Here is a 25,623-nt window from a genome sequence, read left to right as displayed (position 1 = left end):
TGTAACTCCTTGAAGCCGTAAAGTTTTAAGGGTATGCTGTCCTGCCCTCTCAGGTTTACGGTAATGTATAAATATTTTTACTCCTATCTATTTCTACTTATATTATTTTATTGTTTAGTTTTCTCCCGTGGAGTCGTGTGTAGTGAGAAAAAGCCTTGTTGATCTGGTACTTCGGTCTGAAAAACGTCGGAATCTTCTCCTCTTTATCAAAGAAGATCCCAGGAGTATTGAAGAGATCAAAGAATCCTTTTCCTTACCTGCCATTTCTATCCTGCCCCACCTTAAACAGTTAAAGGAAGGCAAACTGGTAGTCCGAAGAATATGGCCTGACGATAAGGTCTGGAAATATGAGCTTACTCCGGTCGGTGAGGCGATTGTTGAAAATATGGAGGTTCTGCTGGACACCCTGGAAACCCTGGAGAACAATTATGGTTACTGGACTCTGCGGAACCTCGAAGGAATCCCTCCTGTTCTCAGGGGAAGGATCGGAGAACTGAAATGCAGCAGACTTATAAAGCCCGACATAAACCACATGTTCGAGCTTAATCCGGAATACGTGGAAAAACTCCTCCAATCGGAGCGTGTGCTCGGATGCGCTTCTTACTTCCACCCCTCATTTACAAAACTCTCTCTTGAACTTGCAAAAAAGGGCACTGATATTTGTTTTATGTTGACTGACCCCGTGTTTGAAAGGTTCAAAGCCGATTTCAGGGAAGAAATGTGCAGCTTGAAGGGGTTTGAAAATGTAAGGATTTTCGTTTTTCCGGAAGAGTCCGGGATCGCGGGCCTCACGGTAACGGACAGGTTCTTCCTACTCGCCCTTTTTCCGGAAGGGGAGTTCTTCGACAATGAATGTCTGATCTGCTCCGAACCGGCGGCGATGGAATGGGGCAAAGAGCTCTTCTTTCACCTCCAAAAACAGGCTACCGAAGTACTTGAAATTTGAATAAAGGACATTTGAAAAATCCTTTCGTTTTTTGGAACCGTGTTTGTTGAGCAGGGTTTATTGTCCTACTTATTTTTTCTCGAACTTTTCAAAGCCCCGGTACATCCTGAAAAGCACGCCTATCGATGCCAGGAGAATCAGTTTTCCTATCCAGGCTTCCAGGTCGGGGACATACCCTACCAGGAGCTGAATAAGCAGGAGCAACAGCCCCAGAAGCATAATGTTCGAGCCGCCCCATTTTGCAAACCCTGCTTTGTCCCTGATTTTTTTCGGGTCGTAAGCCGTGAGCAGCCCTGCAAGCTTGAAGTGCCAGACCAGAAAGCCGAGTGCAACGAAGAATATGCCGAGGTAAATAAGAGGTTCTGCCGTACTTTTCACCTACCTGGGATTTTTTGATATAGGGATTTTGCAACTGCAGGATAATAAGTCTACTCATTTTTTCATTCTGGTTCGCAAAGCGGAGCTTATGTCCTGATTCTTGATAGAATAGTCCATTAGAGGCTGATCCGTGATAGAATAGTCCATTAGAGATTTATCCGTGAGATAATAGTTAATTAGAGGCTGATCCGTGAGATAATAGTCCATTAGAGGCTTATCCGTGAGATAGTAGTCCATTAGAGGCTGATCCGTGAGATAATAGTCCATTAGAGGCTGATCCGTGAGATAATAGTCCATTAGAGACTTATCCGTGAGAAAAACAAAGGTATGTTATGAAAAGCCTGGAATTTCCTGAAAAACGCCGCCGAAATAAAAATTTGAGTATGGAGGAAACGCCCGAGCGGCGCTTCTCCTGCCTCGAGCCTTTCAAAGTTTCGCAGGTGTAGGAAGCAAATTTGTAGGAAGCAAATTTGTTGGAAGCGTTTGGTTTTGCGGAAGCTAAAAGGCCCTTACTGGCTACTCAATACATTTTCTTCTACATCCCGTACTTAAAAGTTACCCTGCACGCTGCACGGAGAAGACTAAAAGGTCATTTACGTTCATTTTTTCTCATACCTGCCGGTTCCGAGGGCCGTCAGGACAGCCATTGTAAAGATGATCAGGAAGTCTAAAAGGACTGATTTTTCTACCGGATTTGACCCCGCAATGTCCAGGCTTGCGTTGAGAATGATCAGGAGGCCTGTTAAAAGAAGGTTTCCGCTTATCCATTTTGCAAGGCCTTCCTTATCAAGAACTTTCTTTTCATCATATCCAGAAAGGATATTTACCGGCTTCAGGCGCCAGAATACAAGCCCCAGCAAAATGAAGAATGTTCCGTAAATCAGGCGGATAAGGATCAGGGGTTCCAGGGCGTATGCCTCCGATGTCTGGTAAAATGGGTGTGGTAAACAATAGGCGTAGTTGGTTGAGAGTTGGACTGGCTTGAGGTTCACATTTCCTGAAGCTTTTCGTAGATCCGGTTAACGTGTTCCGAGCGCGTGATTATGATTAGCTCATCTCCTTCTTCCAGCTTTGGGTTTTCTGAAGCCAGGATAAAGTCTTTTTTCCTGTAAAGGCCGATGAATTCGGTTTTTTCCGGAATTGGGAGTTCGTGGATTCTTTTCCCTTTATGCCGTTCTCCTGCCAGGAAGCTGATAAAGCGGACATCGGCCCGGACCAGGTTGCTGAGCTGGATGGTGTCCACGTCACGGAGGGCGTCGGTGATGATGGTGGAGGAAATGTGCGGGGGGTTGATGAGGTAGGTGAATCCGAGTTTCTTTGCGACCTGCGTGAACTTTTCGTCGTCAGTCTTGATGATGTTTTTTTCTATCCCGGCTTCCCGGGCGATAAGCCCTATGAGGATGTTGTCCTGGTCGTGGTTAGTGCAGGCTACAACCGCGTCTGCCGCCTCAATCCCTGCCTTTTCCAGGATGTCCGGACGGGTCCCTTCGGCATTTATCACCGTGCAGTCCAGTTCTTCCGCCAGGTCTCTTGCAAGTTCTTCGTCCCTTTCGATAAGGACAACTTCATTTCCCTGCCGGATCTGGCTGCGTGTTAGGTGTGTCCCCAGGGCACTTGCCCCCACAATAATCAGTCTCATTTCCTTGATTTCCCCTTTATGCTTTTTCTGTCTTCTTTTTACGCTTCTTTTTGTGCTTCCTTTTTGCGCTTCCTTTATGCTTTTTTTGCGCTTCCTTTATGCTTTTTTTGTGCTTCCTTTATGCTTTTTTTGTGCTTCCTTTTTGTGCTTCCTTTTTTCCTCTGCTCTTCTTTTCTCTCATTTTGATTTATCTCTGTCGGCTTTCAAACTGCTCCTTTTCGGGTTTAACGCTTGCTATCCAGCCAGGTCCGGGGTAAAAGCAGGATGCAGAGCGGGATTACTTCTACCCTTCCGAGCAGCATGTCCGCACAGAGCACGAGTTTGAGCAGGCCAGGCATGGCCGGGTTCGTAACCCCCACGGACAGGCCTGCAGTTGCAAGGGCGCTTGAGGTTTCGAAGATGGCGTCTCCCGAATCGATACCGTAAAGCATGAAAATAAAGGCCGAAAAGACCAGGACCCCCGAATAGAGCAGCACATAGGTCATGATGCGGTTAATCTCTTCGGAATCAACTACCTGCGCCCCCACTTTCAGGGGGGTAACCGCTTCCCGGGGGAGGAAAAAGCGGTAGAAGACCAGCCTGACCAGCTGCACGATTACGATCAGCCGGAAAAGTTTAATCCCTCCCGTGGTGGAGCCGATGCTGCCCCCTATGCACATGAAGGCGCTGAGGAAGCCTTTTGAGGCATCGGAAACGGGGGCAAGGTCTATGGTAGAAAATCCCGTACCTGTGAGGGCCGAAGCTGTCTGGAAAGCGGCGTCCGGCAGCATCCTGAGGAGCTCGAGTCCCACGCTGCCTCCGGAAAGGGCGAAAGCGAAGACAGGGGTTCCCAGCAGGGCAAGCCAGAACATATACCTGACCTGGGAGTCTCTCGTGAGAGTCTTCCGGTCCCTGAGGATTTCGGGGTACAGGGAGAAGCTGATTGCCCCCATGAAGCAGGAGATAGTAATCAGGAAAGGAATGAGAAAACCCCCGTACGCCCCGATACTCTCGGGCCTTGTGGAAAAACCGCCTGTGGAAATGGCGCTCAGGGTGTGGCAAAGGGCGTCATAAAAAGGCATCCCGGAAAAGAGCAGGAGCAGGAGGGAGAGCAAAGTCAGGGTCAGGTAGACCGCCCCAAGAGCCCTGGCTGTTGCAACGACGCTTGGCCGGATCCGGCTTTCCCCGAAATTCACCCTGTAGAGCCGGAAAGCCGTGGTCCCGGGTCGGATAAGGACTCCGAGTACGAGCACGATGATCCCGATCCCGCCCACCCACTGCAGCCAGGAGCGTGTGAAGAAAAAGAGCCTTGTCGGGGAAGCCGGGGCCAGGCTAAGGCCTGTCGTGGTAAGCCCGGAGACGCATTCGAAGTAGGCATCCAGAAAAGGCATTCCGGCAGATAAAGCCATGGGAACCGCGCTTACGAAAGAACAGAGGGGAAAGGTGATGGCTGCAAGGATGACCGCTTCTTTTACTTCCAGTTCATAGTCCGGGAGCGCTTTGTGGAGTCCCATGCCTATAACCGCGCTTATGAGGACGGTTACCCCGTAAATGGAAACCGCGTCCGTCTCTCCGAGTACCAGGGCGGCGAACATAGGTACAAGCAGGACCCCTGCAAAAACAAGCAGGAGGTGTCCCGTATACCTGAGGACTGCGACCGGATTTACAGGAGAGACGAGTTCGTACATAAGAGCTAATAGCGGTTTTTTCTTTAAGTCTGTTTCATTGAAAACAAGCAGTTTTTTCTTTAAGTCTGCTTCACTGAAATAATTTTGTAAGGATGCCCTAATTTTTTTATGATGGGACCCAATTTTTAAAGGGTAGAACGCCTGATCAGCGAGGAGAGAGCATGGGGGATGATATAAGACATGAATTCCGGCCTGACACCTGATATCCTGCTTGTGCTGCTGGTCCTTGCCGGCACAATCGTTCTCTTCGTGGGGGAGTTTTTCAGGGTGGATGTGACCGCGGGCCTGGTCATGCTGACCCTTGCCTGGACAGGCCTGGTAAGCCCCAAAGAGGCTTTTTCCGGCTTCGGGAGCAATGCCGTTATGTCCATTATCGGGGTGATGATCCTGGGCAGGGGAATTGACAGGACCGGGCTCATGAACCGGGTGAGCCGAAAAATCCTCTCCCTTGCGGGTTCAAGCGAAAGGAGGCTTCTCGGGGTGATCTGCACGGTTGTAGGCCTGATTTCGGCTTTCATGCAGAACATCGGTTCTGTTGCCCTTTTTTTGCCTGCGGTCCTCCGGATTTCCAGGGCTGCAAAACTCCCGGCTTCCCGGCTCCTCATGCCCATGGGCTTTGCGGGGATCCTGGGAGGCACCCTTACCATGGTGGGTTCCGGGCCCCTGATCATCTTGAACGACCTCCTCCGGCAGGGCGGACAGGAACCTTTCGGGCTCTTCAGCGTAACCCCAATAGGGCTTGCCCTGCTCTTTTCCGGGATCGCATATTTCCTGCTTTTCGGGAAATACGTGCTCCCGTCAAAAACTCCCGAAGAGGAAAAAGCAGGGGGACGAAGCTCCCAGCAGCGCCTGATCGAGACCTGGCAGCTCCCTTCCGCAATTTCCTGTTTCAGGGTCCCGGACGGATCCCCTCTTTCCGGAATGACCAGGGAAGAGTCCGGGCTCTGGCGGGACTACGGGCTGCACCTGCTTGCCCTTCTTGAGGGGGATGAACTTTCCTATGCCCCCTGGCGCTACACCCGCTTCGCTCCGGGGCAGGTCCTGGCTCTCCTCGGGGAAAAGGGGGATATCGGACGCTTTGCTTCGGCGAACGGGCTTGAACCTGTGGAGCGGTCCCTGCTCTGCACCGAACTGTCGGGGGAAGGGGCTGCCGGGTTTGCCGAGATTATAATCAGGCCCAGGGCCTCCATTTCCGGAAAGACCCTCAAGCAGATTGCTCTGCGCAAGCACTTCGGGGTAGATCCGATCCTGCTCCTGAGCGGGGCAGAGGAAGTCCGGGAGGATTTCTCCGACCAGGTCCTGCAGGCAGGGGCTACGGTGATCGTCTATGGGCCCTGGAACGCGGTGAGGGCCCTGGGAGAAACTCCGGACTTCGTACTCCTGACCCCCGTGGAAGAAGAAAAAGCAAGGGAGGGAAAAGTCGGGATTGCTTCCCTTTGCTTCCTCGGGGCAATAACTCTTGCTATTTCGGGTTTTACCCTTTCCATGAGCCTGCTTTCGGGAGCCCTGGCAATGGTCCTCTTCCGGGTGCTCTCCATTGAGGAAGCATACAGGGCGGTGGACTGGAGGACGGTTCTCCTGCTGGCAGGGCTGATCCCTCTCGGTATTGCCATGGACACCAGTGGGGCTGCAGCCTTTGTTGCGGGGGAACTGATGAAGGCGGTTACGGGAAGCCATCCCCTGCTCATCCTCTTTTCCATTGCAGTTCTTACAACCCTTTTCTCCCTCTTCATGTCCAATGTGGCTGCAACAGTGCTCCTGGTCCCCCTGGTCCTTATCATAGGGGAATCTACGGGTCTGTCCCCGGGAGCCCTTGCTCTGCTTGTGGCGGTTTCGGCTTCAAATTCCTTTGTGCTCCCCACGCATCAGGTCAATGCCCTCCTGATCGGGCAGGGAGGGTACCATAATACGGACTACATAAAGGCAGGGGGGGTAATGACACTTATTTTTCTCCTGATTGCGGTGGGTATGGTTTATTTTTACCTGTAAATCAGGGAGCCCGTTCGCAGGGGCGAAAGTGAAGGTAAACCGCAATTCCTGAGCCGAAAACGGACTTAAAGCGCCATAGCGCCATAAACAGGTGAAGGAAATGAATGTAAAAAATGGGAGTAAGCAAATCAATATAATATAAGTTACAAAATAGTTAACGTTAGTTACAAAATGGGTAGCTGTCAGAAGGGACTTTAAAGGTAATCTTATTGATCGACCGGTCAGCAGTTGAGCCGGCAGGTTACATAGTTTAAATGTTTGGGGGATCTTGTATGTTAGTACAGCAATTTTTCGTAAGGGGCATAGCGCACAGTTCTTACATCCTGGCCGGAAAGGAAAACTGCGCAGTTATTGATCCGCGCAGGGATACCGACATTTATCTCGAGGCTGCAAAGGCTCTCGGTGTGAAAATTACCCACATCCTGGAGACCCACCTGCATGCCGATTTTATCTCGGGGCATATTGACCTGGCAGAAGTCACCGGGGCAAAGATTTATGCCCCGAAATCCGGGAACTGTGAGTTTGAACATGTGGGGCTGGCAGAGGGGGACAGCTTCGAAATCGAGGACATGAATATCCGGGTGCTGGAAACTCCCGGGCATACGCCCGAACACATTTCCTATGTCGTTTCGGACAGTTCCAGGGGGCCTGACCCTGTGGCTCTCTTTTGCGGGGACACGCTATTCGTGGGGGACGTGGGCCGTCCCGACCTTTTTCCCGGGAAGGCGGAGGAACTTGCGTCCCGGCTTTACGACAGCCTCCATTCCAAACTGCTTTCCCTGCCCGATTCCTGTGAGGTCTACCCGGCCCACGGGGCAGGGTCGCTTTGCGGGAGGTCCATGGGGGCCAAACGTTCAAGCACCATCGGGTATGAACGCAAGTACAACTACGCCCTGCAGATTCCCGACAGGGAGAAGTTTGTAGAGGCGCTTACGACCTCCATGCCTCCTGCCCCGGACCATTTTTCCCGCTGCAGCAACGTGAACCGGGAAGGGCCGGCAAAGCTTGGCACTCTGCCCCCAATCAGGGGAATTCCTCCTGCCGAATTTTTTGAACTTGCGGGAAGAAACGATACCCTTGTCCTTGACACCCGCTGTTTTGAGGGTTTCGGGGGGGAGCATGTGCCCGGCTCTTATAGCATCGACCTGGGAGGTAACTTCGGGACTTTTGCGGGCTGGCTTTTGCCCCCCGAGCGGCAGGTCCTGCTAGTTTCGGACAGTGAAACCCATGCCCTGGAAGCCGTGGTCTGGCTGCATAGGGTCGGGCTTGACAATGTTCTCGGCTATCTGGAAGGCGGGATGTTTGCCTGGGTTACCTCGGGCCTGCCCACAGCTCATGTCCCGCAGCTCTCGATTCCCGAACTCCATGCCAGGTCCCGGGAGGCTGAACCGCTGGTAATTCTGGACGTCCGGGCCCCTTCCGAGTACGAAAGCTTCCACATCGAATATGCTCTTAACATCCCGGTCCCGGAACTTCGGACGCACTACCCCGAACTCGATCCTGAACACGAAACCGTACTCATCTGCAGCACCGGGCACAGGTCGAGTATGGGCTGCAGTATCCTGAAACAGCACGGGTTTACCCGGGTGTACAATGCTGCGGGCGGGATGACCGGGTACAATGCTGCCGGGTACGGGCCGGAATGTCCCATGTGCTCCCTCTCCTGGGCAGGGAAATCCGGCAGGAAGGAAACCTGAGCCTGTAGCAAGCCGGGGGGAAGGGCAGTGGACATATTTTCCATGGAGCAGTGGTCTCCTTATGCGGTCGGCATCGGAATAGGGGTTTTGAGCTGGTTTACCTTCTTGCTTTCGGACAAACCTATCGGAGCCTCAACGGCGTATGCCAGGACAGCAGGGATGCTTGAGAAGCTTTTCAGGGGGGAAAAGGTCGGGGAAATGGCTTATTTCAAGAAGTTCCCGCCGGTTGTTGATTGGGAAGGGATGCTTGTTGCGGGAATAGTGCTTGGATCCTTTCTTTCAGCCTGGCTCTCCGGGACTTTCCGGCTTGAGTGGGTCCCTTCAATCTGGGCTGCCAATTTCGGTTCCTCTCCCCTTTCCCGGGTGCTTGCTGCCCTGGTCGGAGGCTTTTTAATCGGGTTCGGGTCCCGCTGGGCCGGGGGCTGTACCAGTGGGCACGGGATTTCCGGAACGCTCCAGCTTACCCTTAGTAGCTGGGTCTCTGTGATCTGCTTTTTCATAGGCGGCATTATAACGGCTTTTCTTCTCTTTAGCTTCGGGACATGAGGGGGTAAATGAGATGCTGAATATAATGCGGAACCGGAACCCGGGCAGAATAGTGGGCCGGACGGAGGGTCGGAAGCCAGACCGAATGGAGAGCCGAAAAACGGGATGGATGGAGAGCCGGAAGCCAGGCCGACCGGGGAGCCGAAAGTCAGGCCGAACGGGGAGTCGGAAGCCGGGTCGGATGGAGGGCAAGAAATGAGTGCGCAGCCCCGGAAACAGGTTAATGTGGGGTGGGTAAAGGAACTCCATGCCAGGAAAGGGCTTCAGCTTGGCCTGGGCTTTTTTTTCGGGATTATCTTCGGTTTTTTGCTCCAGAAGGGCGGGGTTACCCAGTACAACGTGATCATCGGGCAGCTCCTCCTTTCCGATTTCACGGTGGTGAAGGTCATGCTTTCGGCGGTCATCACGGGCATGCTCGGGGTCCGTTTCCTGAATAGCCTGGGTTTTGTCAGCCTTCACCCGAAGCCGGGTTCTCTGGGGATGAATATGATCGGGGGGCTTATTTTCGGCATAGGTTTCGGGATTCTGGGCTACTGTCCGGGCACTGTTGTAGGGGCTATAGGGAACGGTTTCCTGGATGCACTTTTCGGCGGACTTGTCGGGATCCTGCTCGGGGCCGCGGCTTTTGCCGAACTGTACCCGAAGTTGGAGAGGGACGTCCTGAAAAAAATGGATTACAGGGATATAACTCTTCCTGAACTTTTAAATATCAGCCCATGGGCTGCGGTTTTTCTGGCCGTGCTTCTCCTGGGAGGGGTGTTGTGGGGGCTTGAAAGGCTCGGGTTGTGAGTTCCGGTTTTCCCGGGATTCTTTCCTTTCTGTATATTTTGGGCTTGTTTCGTGGGCTTTCAGGGAAAGAAATGTCTCTGAACTTGCTAAAAAAAACCGTCCGTGGCAGATAAATATTTATAACAAGTAAAGGATTTAATATTAAGTAAAAACGTAAAATAATATTTTAGTGGGGGAAATTTGTATGAAGATACGTGTAGTTAGTTCCAGAGAAGAGATTTTTACGCTCAATCCCAATGAAAGAGTTGTTCATCTGGCTTTCCGCCCTTCGAACAAGGACATCTTTGCGCTGGTTGAAACCTGCCCGAAAATTGAAGTTATCCAGCTTCCTAAATCTTACAGGCGGACGGTTTCAAAGTCAATCGAAATGTTTCTTGAAATGCAGAGAATCCAGCTTATCGAAGGGGATGTATGGGGTCACAGGAAAGACATTAACGAATATTACAGCATCCCGTCCTCTGTGCTTGAGAAGATCAGGGAATTAAAGCTGGAAGGCACACCTGCCGAGCGGATAGAGGAAAAGGTCTCAAGGGAAAGCAAGCTTAATCCCGAGATGGTCGCCTACATCCTTACCAAGGAAACCACAGCCTGAGTTTTAGCTCCTTAAACAAAATGGCTGTTAAAGTAAATAGTTCGTGCAGAGAAATTTTATCAACTTAAAAATTTTAATTACCATTTCTCAACCCCTTTTTTTATAAGGAGGTCTGCAAAAACTTCATGTGTTAATAGCTGAAGCTTTATCGATAACTAAATCCTGGTTGACAGGCTAAAATCTTGATTTGTAGCCTGAATTCTGACTGGTGCTCGAGATTTTTATCGACAGCAACTTTATTGACAGCAACTTTATCAACAGCAACTTTATTGACAGCAACTTTATCGACGGCTAATGATGCTTGAGCCCTTTACAGATCGCAGCTTTATCGATGACTAAATACTGGTTAACAGCCGGAGCTTTCCTGAAGCTTCGGGCCTGTGAGGGCATGGACTGTTGGAAGCTTGTGGTTTGATGACTTTTGATTAATAGTAACAACTATTAACAAAAATTTTTTCTTATTGAGTTTATCCCAAAACCAATTTTTTAATTAGCTGTAATTTTTTGAGATTCTTTTTCGTGAGAGTTTTTGTGGATTGTGGGTTGTGCGGGTTTTTATGAGAAATGGGAATATTATGACTTTATTGGGGCCTCTTCATTATAACTTTTCCATTTCCCTTGCATCCTTTGTAAACTTTTATATATCATCAGACATAAAGGCAAAAATGCGGGGATGAATAGTGGTATCATTTCCTGATACGCAGATATTTTGGGAGTAGCAACAACTTATATAAACTTCCTTCGCAGTTTATTTAAAAAATTATTGAATTGATATGGGGGCCTAAGGGTGAAGTCCGAACTGATGGATATGGTTTTTCTTTCGGAAAAGAGAAAAAATCTTCTTCTCTTCCTGAAAAGCGGGCCGAAAAACATAGATGAAATCAAGGAAATCCTTCAGGTTAGTTCTACTTCTATCCTGCCTCAGATTAAAAAGTTGAAAGAACAGAAACTGGTGCTCCAGGAGGACAAAACCTACGAACTTGCCCCTATAGGAAAAGTTCTGGTTGAAAAAATGGAGCCTATTGTAAGCACCCTGGAACTTTTTGAGGAGAACTTTGAATATTGGGCTGAAAGGGACCTGTGCGGAATCCCTCCCGAGCTTCGGAAGCGGCTGTGGGAACTAGGGAAATGCAAACTGATAAGGCCTGACCTTGAGCGGATGTTCGAATTTGATCCGGAATTCATGGATAACCTCAATAGAGCGGATCACATCTTTGAAAGCATAGCCTACTTCCACCCTGCTCTTATAACCCTCTGCCGGGATATTGCAAATAAAGGGGTGGAAATCTCTCTCCTTGTGGCAGAACCGGTGCTTCAGCGCTGCATAGACGATTACAGGGAAGACCTCCTGCACTTTTTGAGCCGGGAAAACGTAACGCTTTTCCTGTATTCCGGAGAACTGAGAATTGCGAGCCTGACAGTAACCGACGACTCAATGAACCTCTCTCTTTTCTCCAGAAAAAGACACTTTGACGGGGAAAGCCTGGTAAGTTATGACTCATCCTCCCTTAAGTGGGGAATGGAACTTTTCAAGCACTTGCTCAAAAATGCGGAGCAAATCACGGAAATTCCTGAAGGAACCCCCGATAAAGTCCCTGCTGAAAACTCCGGATGAAACTCCGGATTCGATTCCCGATAAACCTGATTTGATTCCTTATAATACCTGATCTCAGGCAAAGTTAACAAGCCAGTTTACCCTGTGACGCTGTCCGCAGTTCGGGCAGATGAGTATGACTTCAAAAAAGTCAGCCTTTTTTTGGAAAGAAACGTGAAAACCCAACCTGTACCCGCAATTTTCACATATGTGAAACTCTTCTTCAATTTTCTTTTCTATAATACCTTCCGAGACGTCTTTCATTTACATACCCCCTCCTAAATCATACAATATTAACAAAGTTTATTTACTCCCTGCTTAATTTTATTACACTCTTCAAATTACTCTTCAAATTACTCTTCAAATTACTCTTCAAATTACTCTTCAAATTACTCTTCAAACCGAAGCAGGAGGAAACCTTATTCCGGGCTTTTACGAACAGCGAGCTTCTTACGACACAAGGGTAAAAACTCTGATTATCGCCATTTTTCTGTCCATCCTGGTTTTTTACGTACTTTCCGTTTACGGGCTTTTCGGCTTCGGGGCGGATCCCGGAGAGAGGCGTGTCCTGCCCATTGTCCTGCTCCTCTTCCTTTTTGGGATGTGGGGCTTTTTCGGGATGAAATTCAGGATCACCTTTGACAGTGTGGCTGTAACCTATCCCCCTTTCAAGTACCACATTCCCTTTTCCGAGATCCGCTCCGTGGAACTCATGGGAAAATTCCCCTGGTATACTGGATGGGGCCTCAGGATTCAAGGGCGCAAACTGCTTTTTGTGGGAAAACACGGAAGTTCCGTGGTCATCACAAAAGAATCGGGGTTTTTCAGGACAGTTGCCCTGGTCCCCGAAAATCCCGAAGAATTCAGGAGAAGGATTGAAATTGCCATTGAGCAGGCTCCGTAACCTTTGAATGGCTATGTCCCTGGAACAAATTGTTCATGTGGAGTAAACCGCACAGCTCCGGAACAAACTCATGGCAATCTATTGAATTGCAAAGCCACAGGACGACCGTTTATATTTTTTTACGATCATGCCGGTTTAACCTGCTGTTTCAGCGTTTCAGCCATATCTACCCCCAGTCTCTTGCATTCCTGAAGGTCCTTGTCCGTGGGCTTGTGCAGGATACGGAGCACCGGATCAATAACGTGCATTCCCATTTCTCGCATCTGCTCCGCAATCACGATGGGCGCTTCTCCGCTCCAGCCGTAGGACCCGAAGGCAGCTCCGACTTTCCCTGCAGGTTTTATGCCGGCAAGGGTTTCGCTCATGAATTTCTCCATGGGAGGCAGCATTTTGTAGTAGAATGTAGAAGAACCGACTGCGATTGCATCCGCTTCCTTCAGTTCCCCGGCTTTTGCGTCGTAGAAACTGACGGCTTTTACATCCACATGCATCGATTCAATCCCTTTAGCTATGGCTTCTGCCATCGCTTTCGTATTTCCTGAAGTACTGAGATAGACAACTATTGCTTTCAACTTATATCCCCCACTCTAATGATATTACTATTAGTTGACATCACTTCGCTGGCATTACTTTAGCCGACATCATTTCGCTGACATTACTTCAACCGACATTATTTTTATTTACATGCTTTAACCGGACAAATATGGTGCCCGGGGTAAACAGGAAGTAAAAATTTACCGTTAGGCGGATTTCCTTGTCTCAGGTTTGTTTCCCCGATCTCAGGATTGTTCCCGAAATTAAGTGAATTTCCCGACGAAGACCCCTCGCATAACAGCTCACAATAAAGGGGTTCTTGCGTTTTCACTCCCCGATCCAGCATTATTTATAAAAATAATTTTAAATAAGGATTTCGTCTGCTTTTTGAGGTCTCCGGACAGGTCCGATCTGTCTCCGGTCCGGAGCTTATGCAAGGTCCGCTTCGATGCGGATCGGAGCAATATAGTTTACCATCTGGAGGGCGATGTTTTCTAGGAAATTCCGGGCATTTCGGGGAATCTTATCCAGGGTATGGGAGGCAAAGTTCAGGCTGCCTATGATTTCTCCCCTGTATTTCAGGGGGACTATTGCAACCGCCTTGATTCCTTCCTTCCTTACCGCATCAGCCATTTCTTCGGAGTAGAAATCCATTGTATAGACTGGCTTTTCAGTCCAGATCTGCCTTGCTTCCCTGGAATTGGCCTGATACCTGCCAACCTTTTCTTTGAACTCGGGGGAAATTTCCCTGTGCGCTACCAGGTTTATCTGATCCAGGAGTTCGTCCTTAAGGTATATGCCTCCCGCATCAATCCCGTTTACCCGGAGGCAGGCTTCCAGAATCTCATTTAGCATGGGCTGCAGGCTCCAGGTCGAACTCAGGGACATCCCGAGTTCCCGCTGGATGTCGAGCATTTTTTCAACTTCCTTGCGCTCGGTTATGTCCAGGACTATACCCTGGAAATGGGTTGCTTTGCCTTCCTGGTCCCGCTGGATAAAGGTTCTCTCTTCAACCCATCGCAGATTTCCGTCTTTGGTGAAGATCCGGTATTCCATTTCAAAAGAGTCGCGCCCTTCTCTTATGCAGTTTTCAAGGGCTTCGGTGACTGCTCCAATGTCGTCTTTGTGGACAATGTTTCCGTAGAGCACTTTTCCCGAACTGAAGTCTTCCACCGTGTACCCGAGCTGCACCACGTTCTGGGAGACAAATTCCACAGGCCAGTTCTCTTCATTTCTCCAGAGGAAAACAACCGCAGGGTTGTTGTTTATTACGGTCTTGAGGGCTTCCTGTGTTTCAAGGGCTTCCTTAAGAGCTTCTTCGCTCTTTTTCCGCTCGCTGATGTCCAGTACAATTCCCTGGAAATGGGTTACTTCCCCATCTTCGTTCCGCTGGATAAAAGTCCTTTCATTCACCCAGCGCAGGTCCCCGGCTTTCGTGAGGGTCCTGTATTCCATGTTAAAGTCCACAGCCCCTTCCATGATCCTCTTCTCGAGCTTTTCCTCCACTTTTGCCAGGTCTTCGGGGTGGATTATATCCCCGTACAGGACCTTTCCGGAGATGAAGTCCTCAACCGTGTACCCAAACTGGATCACGTTTTCCGAAACGAACTCCGCAGGCCATTTCTTTTCGTTTTTCCAGAGAAAGACCACTGCCGGGCTGTTGCTGATAACGGTCTTGAGTATTTCCTGCATTTCAAGGGCTTTTTTGAGGGCTTTTTCGCTCTTTTTCCGGTCGCTTACGTCCTGGATAATCCCCTGGAAATAGCTGACTTCCCCGTCCGAGTTCCGCTGGATAAATGTCCTTTCGTTTACCCAGCGCAGGTCTCCGGTTTTTGTTCGGACCCTGTACTCCATATTGAAGTCCTTGCACCCTCCCATGATCCTTCTTTCAAGCTCTTCCTCCACTTTTGCCAGGTCTTCGGGGTGGATTATGTCTCCGTACAGGACATGTCCCGAGATGAAGTCCTCAACCGTATACCCATACTGGACCACGTTTTCCGAAACAAACTCCGCAGGCCACTTTTCTTCGTTCCTCCAGAGGAAAACCACCACAGGGCTGTTGTTGATAATTGTTCTAAGGGCCTCTTCCCTTTCCATGGCTTCCTGAAGGGCTTTTCCCCTTTCGTTCGGATCGTCATCTCTTTCAGGATGGCCTTCATTCGGAATTTCCGGGCCATACTTTGAATTCTCACTGTCCATTTCCTTCCCACCGCCTGCGCATAATTTCCGTAATCTCTTGTCGGTCCCTTTTGAGGCTTTACCCTTCTTTATATAATTTGGTTTTTATCGAATATCAGTTTTTTTAATGCTAAATATCAGTTCTATACAGGTGGCAAGGAGATAATTATTTATATTATTAAAAAGGTAATAAGATTCCGTATTCCTTTACCTTCCCGGCTGGCTGCCGGGCAGGGATAAACATTCGGTACTCTCCAGCAGTATCTCGCCTTCCGGGAAGCCTGAGCCACTCATGAACCCCTATTACCGGGTAAATCCAAAAAGTACTTAATGCCGTTAAAGCTCCCGAAAATCGGGAGCAAGGTGATAAAGGTTAAATGGCAAAAAAATGGCGTAATCAGTGGAATGGAATACCGGACAAAATGGCAAAAGCAGAAAAAGCATAAAATGGCAACAAAAGAATAAGGGCAAAAAGTAGAAAAAAGCATAAAATGGCAACAAAAGAATAAGGGCAAAAAGTAGAAAAAAGCATAAAATGGCAACAAAAGAATAAGGGCAAAAAAGCAAGAATAAGTTCAAAAAAGCAAGAATACGTCCAAAAGCATAAAACCTCCAGAAAGAAGCTGCGATGGAGCCCCATGACCGGCTTTGTCGCTCTTCTCCTCCCCTTTCATGATTCCTTTCCCCTTCCTTTTCCACTTCCCTTCTTTTCCCGCTCTTTTTGCTTCATTCTTCCAGATACGCTTCGATTTCCAGCCTTACCATCCTGACATGGACAGCTCCTTTGGCTGAGCATCGAGTCCAGGACTTCAAGAATTTCTGAGGCGTTTCCCCTGCCGGCCAGGTGGACCAGTAGCCTGCCTCCGGGTTTCAGGCTTTTCCCGAAGACTGCCAGGACTGAGCTTTCAAAATAAATTTATGGCCCCAGCTTTCCTGGGCAGAGAACTCGCAGCGTAAAGTTCGGGGTCCCAGCGGTACATGGGAAGTAAGCTGTCCGGTTTCCCGATAAATGTTTCCCGGAAGCCGGGTGAAAAAAAGTTGGTGAACAGGTACGACCATTTTGGGGTTGTAAAAGTTGCTGGTAGTCTGTTTGTTAAATGGAGTGATCTTGTAGATGCAGGTCGGAATGACCCGTTCACCAGGTCTGTTCAATCCCTGAGGAACTCGGATGGGCTATATAAATATATGTGTATTATTATATTTCATTTCCTTTTTGTGCAAGTATTTCCCATTAAAGCGGACAAATGAGAAACTTTTTAACGGGTTTTTATCTTTTTTACTTCCTTTTCAGGAAACTACAGCTTTCCTTTCCCCTGATCTGCTTTCCACCAACCTGTTTTATACTATGAAGTTTTTTCCTATTCTATAACACCGTCAGATCATAAGGAGATTCACAATGAGAAGTTCCATCGTCAAAGAGGGCCCTGAAAGAGCCCCTAACCGTTCACTTTTGAAAGCAACCGGGGTTACGGATTCCGAAATGAAGAGGCCGTTCATCGCCGTTGTAAACTCCTGGAACGATATCATTCCGGGGCATATCCACCTGAACAAGCTGGCTGAGGCCGTGAAAGCCGGGATCCGGAATGCCGGCGGGGTGCCTTTCGAGTTCCACACCATCGGAGTCTGTGACGGGATCGCTATGGGACACGAAGGCATGAAATATTCCCTCCCGAGCAGGGAAGTTATCGAGGACACCATCGAGCTGATGGTAAAAGCCCACCAGTTTGACGGGATGGTCATGATCCCTACCTGCGACAAGATTGTGCCCGGGCACCTTATGGCAGCCGGCAGGCTTGATATCCCTTCCATTGTGGTGACAGGAGGGCCCATGCTGCCCGGCTACGTGGAAGACCAGTACACGGACCTGATCTCCGTGTTTGAAGGGGTCGGAGCCTACAAGGCAGGCAAACTTTCCGAAAAAGAGCTCGAAAGGCTTGAAAACCTTTCCTGTGCAGGGGCAGGGTCCTGTGCCGGGATGTTTACGGCAAACACCATGGCCTGCATGACCGAAGCGCTCGGCCTGAGTCTTCCCGGCTGTGCAACTGCCCATGCCGTTGACGCAAAGAAGGTCCGCATCGCAAAGGAGTCCGGGGAACGCATCGTGGAACTCGTAAAGGAAAACATCACCCCGAGAAAAATGGTTACACTCAAGTCTTTTGAAAACGCCATCATGGTAGACATGGCAGTCGGGGGCAGCACCAACACGACCCTGCACCTCCCGGCCCTTGCCCACGAGTTCGGGATCGACCTCCCGCTCGAAGCCTTTGACAAGCTGAGCAGGACAACTCCCCACCTGATCTCCCTCCGGCCCGGCGGCCCGAATTTCATGCTCCACTTCGACCGGGCAGGCGGGGTACAGGCAATCCTCCAGCGGCTTGCTCCGAAACTCAACAGGGACCAGCTGACCGTGAACGGAAAGACCATCGGGGAAAATCTGGAAGAGTACGAGATCGTAAACCCGAAGCTCAATAAGGAAATCGTCACAACCCTCGAAAATCCGAAACATGCCGAAGGCGGAATTGCAGTCCTCAAGGGCAGCTTTGCCCCGGACGGCTCGGTCGTTAAACAGGCTGCAGTGGACGAGAAGATGCACGTTCACACAGGGCCTGCAAGGGTTTATGAGTGTGAAGAAGATGCTATGGAAAGTATCCTTGCAGGCGAGGTGAAGCCGGGGGACATCGTGGTGATCCGCTACGAAGGGCCGAAAGGTGGTCCGGGTATGCGGGAAATGCTCGCTGCAACCGCCGCCCTCGTGGGCATGGGCATGATCGATTCCGTGGCCCTTATCACGGACGGCCGTTTCTCGGGAGGGACCCGCGGCCCATGCATCGGACACGTTTCCCCCGAAGCCAGTGAAGGCGGTCCGATCGCCCTCGTGAAAAACGGGGATCTGATCGAGATCAATATCCCTGAGAGAACCCTGAACCTGAAGGTTTCCGAGGAGGAACTGAAAAAGAGAAGGGCTGCTTTCGTACCCCCTAAAAAGGAAGTAACCGGTTACCTGGCAAGGTACCAGCGTGCCGTGCACTCCGCAAACACGGGCGGAATCGTTGACTGAATAGGCCTGCGTAAAAAAGTCTGAATAACTATTCGAAGGAGTTTCTCTCCTTCACAGCTTTTTTCCTGAATTTTTCTATTTTTGTCCTTTTATGCTTCATATAGCAGAGGAAAACTTCACTTAACCGAGAAACCGTTTTTTTCCGATAAGAGATTGGAAAGCCTCCGCCAGCTTGTCTGGCGGCCCTCACCAAAAATATACAAAAGAAATAAAAAATAAAGACACGATATGGCTAGTTCCGGTTGTATCGGGTCATAACTAAATGTCCATAGCCAACTGTTGCCTGAAATTTCTCTGAAGATTCCTTCTAACTTCTTTGAAACTTCCCTGAAAACACCCGGAAACGTTTATAGTTCCTCACGTCCATTTTTTAACCGGAATCATGAGGAGGTTGGGATTCTGGAAGTAATGGGTTTATGTGCAATTTGTGGGAAATCGGCAAAACTGTATACCTGTCCCATTTGCGGAAAACTTGTCTGCGGAGAGTGTATGAATCACAGGAAAGGCATGTGCGTCCGCTGTGCTCGCGGGAGAGGAAGCCCCGCGGGAGAGCCCGGAGGTCCTGGGATTTATAAATGAGCGGGCAAAAAAAGGGTCTGGGCAGGTGGGTTATAAGCAAGCGGGGCTAAAGCGGGAAAAGGTACTGGAAGAATCAGGTTGAAAAAAGAGGGTTTGGGAAGAAAACCGAACGAAAAGATATTTTTCCCTGTATTTTTCTGAAAACGATCAGGGCTTACCAGCCGTGGATCTCCTCTTCTGGTTCGTTTTCATCATGGTAGAAGCGGAACTCTTTCTTTTCGGAATCTTCCGCAAAGACAAATTTTTCTTCTACTCCCACCTTGGCAAAGGCAAGGGCATCGTCCGCGTCCCTCACGGCTGGCAGGAGGTCCACGTCCACATGGTCGTAGACCTTGCTCTCTGGCAGAAAAGCCGTGACGATGAACCAGTCGATGTCCCCTACGTAATCCTTGCTCACATAGCGGCTCTGTCCCGGTGGAATTTTGGTCGCCTTCTGGTGCATCTCGGTCCCGTCAGCCCGGTAAGCCACAAAACGGATGGTATGGTTGGTTTTATTCTTGATTATAGCCAGTTTACCACTCCCCTGAATTTCAGTGCTATCTGGAATTGACTCTTACTGGAATTGACTCTTACTGGAATTGACTCTTACTGGAATTGACTCTTACTGGAATTGACTCTTATGGAATAGACCCTATTTCAGGAAAATTATACTATGGATTTCTAATTCAAAAAAGTAAATACTTATGGAAGCATAATTTCTGAAAAAAGATTCCTTTCTGGCCGCTGGGGGCAGCCGGAAAGTTCACTTGAACTGGTTAAAACTATCTCTGAAATTTTACTCAGGTCTGGTATTTTGCTCAGACCAGCAGGTTAATGGGGTGCCTGCCCGAGGGTTCGATGTCAAGGTCCGCTACGGCTTCTGCAATCATGATGTCGCTCATGGCAGCCATGGGGAATACGTACTTTGCGTATTCGATAGGGCCGTAGAGGATGAAGTCCCCTGCGGCTGCCTGCTGCAGGCAGGTCGAACCTATGTCGCAGACCCTGTAAACAATGGGGTCTTCTTCTTCTTTTTTCCGTTGCAGCCAGTTCCAGGCCGAGGGAGCGTTGTGAATCCCCGAACCTGTGGGGTGTCCCCACTTTGCCTTGGCAGTGATTGTCATCCTGAGGGCGACTCCTGCCCCGTTTCCCATGGGGGTGATGCTCGGGTCGATCAGTTTATTGACGATGCCGCAGCTGTCGGCAATGGAAAGGAGTCCTTCTTCGAGCAGCCCGGCTCCGTTTTCGAGCATGTCCATCCTTCCTTTCAGGGAGGAGTCCATGGCATTGAAGCCGAGGATAACGGAACTGTCAATATCGGAACTTGCCAGGGCTTCGATTTCTGCTTCCGTGATGCTCATGTTTATGGAATTATAAACAGCCCGGTCCGCAAGCCCTATTTCACTTACGTATTTTGCAGCGTGTGCCCGCACGTTTCCCTCGGAGGAGTCAATGAGGAATGGGGCATCCGAAACTTCCGCAATGAAGTCGATATAACGGGTGATGCTTTCGGGAGTGGTCCCGTAAATGTGTACCATGTGGGGGTTTCCGGTCTCTTCAGAACTTGCTTCCTGCAGGTTGACCACCTTTTCGGCTGCCGCCCTGTCAAAAAGGCCTTTTGCCGCGTCCTCCACAATGCTGTGTTTGTTATAGAAAATGGTTCCTGCAAGCACTGTCGGGAGTTCTCCGGGCTGCCCGCCTACCTTCACCCCTGCAATGTTAACGATTTCCTGTTCGTTCTGGAACTTAAACATTTTGAATCCTCAAAATTAGCCTGTTTAATATAATTATATTCAACTTTTATCGCTTCTGTACATTTTCTCTGTTTCAGAGGCTTTCAGCCGGGCAGATTATTCCTGCCTCTGCATCCATAACAAATTCTTCAGAAATAATCACGTCCCCGTTAACGGGAACTGCAAGAGAACATTGTTTTTTCTTCGGGGAGCAGACGACGAGGGGCTCTTCGGGATATGCTTCGCTTTTGTTTCTGTACTCATCCACGATTTTCCGGATCTCTTCCGTATTGTCAAGCCCTATGCGGTCCAGCATGATAACCTGCTGCTGGAAGCGCTCGACTGCCTCTCCGGGGACGTTTTCTATGAAAGGGATTGCCCCTTCGGACCTGATAATCCTGCCCTGCTCATCGATACCGCCTGCATGGATTGCAAGCAGGGACTGGCCTGCCAGGTGGCCTCTTGACTCTGTTCCGCAGACCAGGATGTACCTGATATTCGAATTCGAAATAGTGTTAACGATTATTTTTTCGACCCCGAGATTTTCGGTTTTGGAACTTCCCCAGAGCGCAGCTTCGGGATATGCTTCCAGGTGGCTTGCAAGGGTTACTACCGCAATCCTCGATTCAGGATTCCCTACCCTGTAGTCTCCTTTTACCACCGGCCAGTTTTCTGCAACCTTCAATTAATCACCTTTATTTAATAAGCTAAATTAATTCCTTTCATGAATTGTCTTTTTCAATTTTTTTCATGAATTCTCTTCATGGATTCCCTTAATAATGGATTCCCTTAATAATGGATTCTCTTCATGAATCCCTTAATGGGTTCCCTTTTTCCTTTCCTTATTCAGGTGGGAAAGTGCGCTTGCGAGCATGATGGCTTTTGTGAAGTGCCCGCCTACCCTGGATGTATCCACAAAGACGTAGTCGTCCATCAGCACGGGAGCCCCGAGCCCGTCTCCTCCGCCCAGGAAAGCGATGGTCCGGAAGATGAGGTTTCCTGAAATGCCGTCAGGGGCCATGATGAAGTTAGACTCCTTTATGGCATCTTCGATGAGAATGGTATGGTGCTTAACCTTGATCCCGAGTTCCGCTACCTGGCTGCTTATGAATTCCCCGTCCGCAAGGGTCCGGTCCACACGCCTGTCCCTTCCTATATCTCCCATCCTGCCTCCGGAAAGCACGCCAACGACCGGTTCTACCCCAAACCTTCTGATATGTTCTGCGCCCAGGGCAATCATGCGGATCTTGTCCGCAAGGGAGTTCCCTTCGTCAATTCCCACAGGGGCAAGGAAAAAAGGCGTTCCGTCAACCGTCAAAAGCAGGGCTAGCCTGTAGATCTTCCTCATGCCCAGGGCCAGCTTCAGGTTGGTAAGGGTTCCGGAAGCTTTTGCAGTCCCCCGGATCGCAGCATCGACCTTCCTTGAGATGAGAAGTTCGATGAGGGTTTTTTCGGGATCTTCGGTATCAACTACCTCGAGCTCGGTCCCGATTTCGTCAATTTCCTTTTTGTTTCCCACCAGGACGACCTGTGCATAGCCCAGCATCTGAGCCCTCCATGCACTTTCAAGAAGCTTCGGGGTGGGTTCCCTTATTCCCATAGCCACCTTCGCCCGCTTTGCCCGGGCCCGTATTTCGATGGCCTCCAGAAGGGTATTCATGCCATTATTTTCCATATAGATCAGTACTGTAGACCATTACTTTTTGGTAAGATTTAAGGTAGTCCCTTGAAAATCAACACAAACATTAATTAACTTTCCCTTTCAACCCGACTTCTTATTTTTGACTTGAGAACTTTGTAGAGAGCCGGATGCTTGCGGAATTTCCGGGGCTTCCGGTTCGGAGTTTCGGATTTTACTTCATTTTTTGCAGTAATTTCTTGAGATAGCCGCCTTTGTGCGGACAAAAACGGTTAAAGACGGTTAAATAGGGTATTCCGGATGTCTCTGTTCAGTGCAATTTATCTGCAACTCTTGCCGGGCCGTTTTGCTCTTTCAAGTGGACTTATACCGGGGCAGCGTTTATACTGTATTTCTGTGTTTATTATCAAAAACAGTGCCAATAGACATTGTACCCAAATCCTTATACATGAAAAATTATTTTAACATATAAGGTTATGAATGAGTATCCTTTTTACTGGTATGGTTACAAATGACGGCAGCAATCGAATGGGCTGAAAAATACCGCCCCTCGACCCTCGCGGATGTCGTGGGGAACAAGAAGGCAGTACATGATTTCCGGAGCTGGGCCGAGGAGTGGCTCGAGGGCACCCCTGAAAAGCGGGCTGTGATCCTGTACGGGCCTGCAGGGATAGGGAAGACTTCCAGTGCTCATGCCCTTGCCCGGGACTTTGGCTGGGAGGCGATCGAGCTTAATGCGAGCGACCAGAGGACGGCAGGAGTCATTGAGAAGGTTGCGGGTTCTGCGGCTTCCATGAATTCCCTTTTCGGGGGAAAGCGCCTGATCATTCTGGACGAGGCGGACAATATCCACGGGAGCTCGGACCGCGGTGGGATGCGGGCGGTCTCGGGGATAATTAAAAATACGCAGCAGCCGATTGTGCTTATTGCAAATGACCTCTACGGGCTCACCCCGACGATCCGGAACCTCTGCCGGGAAATCAAGTTCCTGGGCGTGCAGAGCCGGTCCATTGTCCCTGCCCTGAGAAGGATCTGTGATGGAGAGGAGCTCCAGTGCAGCCCTGAGGCTGTCCTGAAGATTGCGGAAAGTGCCGGAGGAGACCTGCGCAGTGCCGTAAACGACCTCCAGGCCGCAGCCAGCGGCAGGGAGATTATCGAAGCCGAGGACGTCAGCACAGGCGAGCGGGACGTAAAGGAAAATATCTTCAAGGCGATGCAGAAGATCTTCAAAAGCACGGACCCGAAAAAAGCCCTTGAAGCCACATATGGCCTTGACGAGAGCCCCGAAGACCTGGTGCACTGGATCGATGAGAACCTGCCTGTCCAGTATGCGGGAGAAGGTGGGGACCTTGAAGATATCAGGGCCGGTTACAGCTACCTCTCAAGAGCCGATCTCTACCTTGGGCGCGTAAAGAAGCGCCAGAACTACCGGATGTGGAGGTATGCCAGCAACCTCATGGTCTGCGGAACTTCCCTTGCAAAGTCGAGGTCTTACAGGGGCTTTATCAAGTACCAGCAGCCTTCGGTCTGGAGGCGGCTTGGACAGACCCGGGCGACCAGGAACATGCGGGACAATATCGCTTCGAAGATAGGGGAACACTGCCTGGAGTCAATGCACTATTCCAGGAGCAACCTGCTCGGGCTTTATTCCAGGATGGCAAAAGACGAAGTCTCTGCAGTGGACGTGACTGCCGGGCTTGGCCTTGAAATCGAAGAACTGATGTATCTTACCGGAAGCAAAAAAGCAAGCAAAAAGCTCCAGAAAATTTATGATGACGCCCGGGAACTGCAGGCAGCCTTCGGGAGCCAGGAAGAGGCTGAGTTCTTCAAAACCCCGGTTGCCGCAGGAGGCCGGCAAAAAAACCCTGCATCCAGGCCTGCCAGAACCAAACTAAAAACTCCCGGTTTTTTTTCCGAAGCCGAAATATCCGGAAAAGAGGCTGTTTCTTCCGAAACAACCGAAACAACCGAAACAACCGAAACAACCGAAACAACCGAAACAACCGAAACAACCGAAACAACGGCTCCCGTCAGTTCGGATAGAAAGCAAAGAACGCTGGATTTCGGGTTTGATATTATTCAGGACAGTGCGACGAAGTCCGGTAAAATAGAATCAGAAGTGCCCACAGAGGTACCCGCAGAGGTACCCGCAGAAGTGCTTACAGAGGTACCCGCAGAAGTGCCCGCAGAGGTACCCGCAGAAGTGCCCACAGAGGTGCCCGCAGAAGTGCCTACAGAGGTGTCCGCAGAAGTGCCAGGAGAGGTGCCCGCAGAAGTGCCTACAGAGGTACCCGCAGAAGTGCCTACAGAGGTGCCCGCAGAAGTGCAAGCAGAAGAATCTCAAGAAGAAAACCTTCCCTTAGATCCTGTCTCTTCGGAAGAAGCAGCTGAATCTAAAGGGGAGCCAAAAAAACCTGAGCAAAAAACTCAGAAAACGCTTTTTGATTTTTAAGTCGTTTTTATGCCGCTTTTTAAGCGGCTTTATTCTTTTCCTTTATGGGTTTATCTGTATTTATATCCGGATTTTTAGTTTTCCAACTGTTTTCTCAACCCGGATTTTTACAGGTTTGCCAGCGGCTTACTGACAGCTTGGGCAGCCGGGAAAAGGTTTTTATTTATCATTTCTACCCTTGGTGGACTACTCCTCCTTGCTTCCTTTGGAGTCGAGGAAGAAGACTTCCCGCCTGAAAGTTAAAAATCACATAATACCGACATGGAAATACCGACATGGATAATGAGTGAGCGGATTTTTTGGGGGTTGACTTAAAAGAAGAAGTTTGGGGAATTCTTGGGAAGTGGGGGTATGTTCTCCGCTCACTAATTATGGTATATCGAAACCGACTTATAAATACTTTTTTTATATATTAAAAAATATTTTTGGCTATACAGATAATGTATTGTATACTTAGTTGATTTCCAAAATGGCGGATAACCATGATGTCGGTTTTCATGGGTCGTTTTCGAAAAATTTCAGGATTTGGATTGCAAATGAATGATTCCGAGGGTCCGGGAAATATTCGGAAATCGAACATAGCTACTTGTGGGTATAAGGGAAGAACGAGGGATAAATTGAAAGTGAGATTAGGAAGAGATAAAGAAGAAATGATGCATGAAGAAGAGATTTGTGAATAATGGAAAGAAATGAAAGGGATTAGTGAGCGGGCTTGGTGTTTGGGGGAATA

21 protein-coding genes are annotated in these 25,623 nt (G+C 49.5%); 9 read left to right on the top strand and 12 right to left on the bottom strand.

Going from position 1 to position 25,623, the window contains the following annotated elements:
* Nucleotides 1-142: 142 nt before the first annotated feature.
* Nucleotides 143-946 (top strand): helix-turn-helix transcriptional regulator, encoded by an 804-nt coding sequence (locus ACSAZK_RS04230; protein ID WP_440956157.1) that lies wholly within the window; start codon nucleotides 143-145, stop codon nucleotides 944-946.
* 69 nt (nucleotides 947-1,015) lie between these two features.
* Here ACSAZK_RS04230 and ACSAZK_RS04225 read toward each other — a convergent pair whose 3' ends face one another.
* The 4 genes from ACSAZK_RS04225 to ACSAZK_RS04210 all read right to left on the bottom strand — a co-directional run bounded on the left by ACSAZK_RS04225 (nucleotide 1,016) and on the right by ACSAZK_RS04210 (nucleotide 4,630).
* Nucleotides 1,016-1,324: a DUF3784 domain-containing protein gene (locus ACSAZK_RS04225; RefSeq protein ID WP_440956156.1), complete on the bottom strand. Its 309-nt coding sequence runs from the start codon at nucleotides 1,322-1,324 to the stop codon at nucleotides 1,016-1,018.
* 599 nt (nucleotides 1,325-1,923) lie between these two features.
* A complete protein-coding gene (locus ACSAZK_RS04220; protein WP_440956155.1) occupies nucleotides 1,924-2,316 on the bottom strand; it encodes a DUF3784 domain-containing protein in 393 nt (130 codons plus the stop codon).
* Nucleotides 2,313-2,963: a potassium channel family protein gene (locus ACSAZK_RS04215; RefSeq protein ID WP_440956154.1), complete on the bottom strand. Its 651-nt coding sequence runs from the start codon at nucleotides 2,961-2,963 to the stop codon at nucleotides 2,313-2,315. The genes ACSAZK_RS04220 and ACSAZK_RS04215 overlap by 4 nt, the downstream gene beginning before the upstream one ends.
* 224 nt (nucleotides 2,964-3,187) lie before the next feature.
* Nucleotides 3,188-4,630: a TrkH family potassium uptake protein gene (locus tag ACSAZK_RS04210; protein ID WP_440956153.1), complete on the bottom strand. Its 1,443-nt coding sequence runs from the start codon at nucleotides 4,628-4,630 to the stop codon at nucleotides 3,188-3,190.
* Nucleotides 4,631-4,810: 180 nt separating this feature from the next.
* On the opposite strand from ACSAZK_RS04210, the gene ACSAZK_RS04205 reads away from it, so the two are divergent.
* The 6 genes from ACSAZK_RS04205 (at nucleotide 4,811) to ACSAZK_RS04180 (ending at nucleotide 11,858) form a co-directional block, all read left to right on the top strand.
* Entirely contained in the window at nucleotides 4,811-6,619 is a 1,809-nt protein-coding gene (locus ACSAZK_RS04205) for an SLC13 family permease (protein ID WP_440956152.1), read from the top strand.
* 272 nt (nucleotides 6,620-6,891) lie between these two features.
* Nucleotides 6,892-8,316, top strand: coding sequence for an MBL fold metallo-hydrolase (locus ACSAZK_RS04200; protein ID WP_440956151.1), 1,425 nt, complete (start codon nucleotides 6,892-6,894; stop codon nucleotides 8,314-8,316).
* 27 nt (nucleotides 8,317-8,343) lie between these two features.
* The gene (locus ACSAZK_RS04195; RefSeq protein WP_440956150.1) at nucleotides 8,344-8,862 is read left to right on the top strand and encodes a YeeE/YedE thiosulfate transporter family protein; all 519 of its coding nucleotides are present in this window, start codon (nucleotides 8,344-8,346) and stop codon (nucleotides 8,860-8,862) included.
* Between the two features lie 105 nt (nucleotides 8,863-8,967).
* On the top strand, nucleotides 8,968-9,651 hold the full coding sequence (locus ACSAZK_RS04190; protein ID WP_440956149.1) for a YeeE/YedE thiosulfate transporter family protein: 684 nt from the start codon (nucleotides 8,968-8,970) through the stop codon (nucleotides 9,649-9,651).
* A 184-nt stretch (nucleotides 9,652-9,835) separates the two neighbouring features.
* A complete protein-coding gene (locus ACSAZK_RS04185; RefSeq protein WP_048178203.1) occupies nucleotides 9,836-10,243 on the top strand; it encodes a DUF1699 family protein in 408 nt (135 codons plus the stop codon).
* A gap of 787 nt (nucleotides 10,244-11,030) precedes the next feature.
* Complete coding sequence (locus tag ACSAZK_RS04180) at nucleotides 11,031-11,858, top strand: helix-turn-helix transcriptional regulator (protein ID WP_440956148.1); 828 nt, start codon at nucleotides 11,031-11,033, stop codon at nucleotides 11,856-11,858.
* Nucleotides 11,859-11,912: 54 nt separating this feature from the next.
* Here the strand turns inward: ACSAZK_RS04180 and ACSAZK_RS04175 are convergent, their stop codons facing one another.
* The 4 genes from ACSAZK_RS04175 to ACSAZK_RS04160 all read right to left on the bottom strand — a co-directional run bounded on the left by ACSAZK_RS04175 (nucleotide 11,913) and on the right by ACSAZK_RS04160 (nucleotide 15,474).
* Nucleotides 11,913-12,101 (bottom strand): hypothetical protein, encoded by a 189-nt coding sequence (locus ACSAZK_RS04175; RefSeq protein ID WP_440956147.1) that lies wholly within the window; start codon nucleotides 12,099-12,101, stop codon nucleotides 11,913-11,915.
* Between the two features lie 43 nt (nucleotides 12,102-12,144).
* Nucleotides 12,145-12,624 (bottom strand): hypothetical protein, encoded by a 480-nt coding sequence (locus tag ACSAZK_RS04170; protein WP_440956146.1) that lies wholly within the window; start codon nucleotides 12,622-12,624, stop codon nucleotides 12,145-12,147.
* Between the two features lie 242 nt (nucleotides 12,625-12,866).
* Nucleotides 12,867-13,313 carry a flavodoxin domain-containing protein gene (locus tag ACSAZK_RS04165; RefSeq protein ID WP_440956145.1) on the bottom strand — a complete coding sequence of 149 codons (447 nt, stop codon included), beginning with the start codon at nucleotides 13,311-13,313 and terminating at the stop codon, nucleotides 12,867-12,869.
* A 391-nt stretch (nucleotides 13,314-13,704) separates the two neighbouring features.
* On the bottom strand, nucleotides 13,705-15,474 hold the full coding sequence (locus ACSAZK_RS04160) for a PAS domain-containing protein (RefSeq protein WP_440956144.1): 1,770 nt from the start codon (nucleotides 15,472-15,474) through the stop codon (nucleotides 13,705-13,707).
* A gap of 1,375 nt (nucleotides 15,475-16,849) precedes the next feature.
* Between ACSAZK_RS04160 and ilvD the strand changes: the two genes are divergently transcribed.
* On the top strand, nucleotides 16,850-18,511 hold the full coding sequence (gene ilvD, locus ACSAZK_RS04155) for a dihydroxy-acid dehydratase (protein WP_440956143.1): 1,662 nt from the start codon (nucleotides 16,850-16,852) through the stop codon (nucleotides 18,509-18,511).
* Nucleotides 18,512-19,244: 733 nt separating this feature from the next.
* Here ilvD and ACSAZK_RS04150 read toward each other — a convergent pair.
* The 4 genes from ACSAZK_RS04150 to mtxX form a co-directional block, all read right to left on the bottom strand.
* Nucleotides 19,245-19,559 (bottom strand): hypothetical protein, encoded by a 315-nt coding sequence (locus ACSAZK_RS04150; RefSeq protein WP_156153695.1) that lies wholly within the window; start codon nucleotides 19,557-19,559, stop codon nucleotides 19,245-19,247.
* A gap of 328 nt (nucleotides 19,560-19,887) precedes the next feature.
* Complete coding sequence (gene mtrH, locus ACSAZK_RS04145; protein ID WP_440956142.1) at nucleotides 19,888-20,823, bottom strand: tetrahydromethanopterin S-methyltransferase subunit H; 936 nt, start codon at nucleotides 20,821-20,823, stop codon at nucleotides 19,888-19,890.
* 73 nt (nucleotides 20,824-20,896) lie between these two features.
* Nucleotides 20,897-21,463, bottom strand: coding sequence for a tetrahydromethanopterin S-methyltransferase subunit A (locus tag ACSAZK_RS04140; RefSeq protein ID WP_440957100.1), 567 nt, complete (start codon nucleotides 21,461-21,463; stop codon nucleotides 20,897-20,899).
* 156 nt (nucleotides 21,464-21,619) lie between these two features.
* Nucleotides 21,620-22,462: a methanogenesis marker protein Mmp4/MtxX gene (gene mtxX, locus ACSAZK_RS04135; RefSeq protein ID WP_440956141.1), complete on the bottom strand. Its 843-nt coding sequence runs from the start codon at nucleotides 22,460-22,462 to the stop codon at nucleotides 21,620-21,622.
* Between the two features lie 490 nt (nucleotides 22,463-22,952).
* Between mtxX and ACSAZK_RS04130 the strand changes: the two genes are divergently transcribed.
* Nucleotides 22,953-24,893, top strand: coding sequence for a replication factor C large subunit (locus tag ACSAZK_RS04130; RefSeq protein WP_440956140.1), 1,941 nt, complete (start codon nucleotides 22,953-22,955; stop codon nucleotides 24,891-24,893).
* Nucleotides 24,894-25,623: the final 730 nt, after the last annotated feature.

Source organism: Methanosarcina sediminis, from assembly GCF_052056915.1.
In the GTDB taxonomy this organism is placed as follows: Archaea; Halobacteriota; Methanosarcinia; order Methanosarcinales; family Methanosarcinaceae; genus MTP4.
This window is presented reverse-complemented; position numbering and strand designations above follow the sequence as displayed.